This is a genomic window from Haloferax sp. Atlit-6N, from assembly GCF_003383195.1.
GTDB lineage: Archaea > Halobacteriota > Halobacteria > Halobacteriales > Haloferacaceae > Haloferax > Haloferax gibbonsii.
Genome location: NZ_QEQJ01000387.1, coordinates 1 through 441 on the forward strand (window position 1 = coordinate 1; position 441 = coordinate 441).

Sequence of the window (441 nt, forward strand, 5' to 3'; positions counted from 1 at the left end):
GAGGGCTACGGCGCGCGCGCCGACACCCACCGGGCGGTCGAGTGGGCCGCGGGGCGCTACGACCGCGTGGGCCTGTTCGGCTTCTCGTTCGGCGGCGCGATGGCGCTCCTCGCGGCCGCCGAGGGCGCGGCCGTGGACGCCGTCTCCGCGCTCGGACCCGCCGGGCGACTCGCCGACGACCTCGACGCCGTCGCGGCCTTCGACCGCATCCCCGTGCCCGTGCAGGTCGTCTACGGCACCCGCGACGACGTCGCTGACTGGGAACCCGTCGTCGAGCGCGCCCGCGAGTACCACCAACCGGTCGTCGAGTTCGCCGCCGACCACTTCTTCGTCGGACAGGAGGCGAAGGTCGCGGCCGCCGTCGCCGACTTCCTCATCCCGAACCTCGGCGTCGAGTGAGAGCGGGGGTGAGCGACGGGGTCACTTTCGACGCCATCGACA

The 441-nt window shown here is 73.9% G+C and carries 1 protein-coding gene; it reads left to right on the forward strand.

Going from position 1 to position 441, the window contains the following annotated elements:
* The coding region (locus DEQ92_RS22880; RefSeq protein ID WP_199522996.1) for a dienelactone hydrolase family protein at window positions 1-399 on the forward strand (399 nt) is incomplete at its 5' end.
* Between the last annotated feature and the right edge of the window lie 42 nt (window positions 400-441).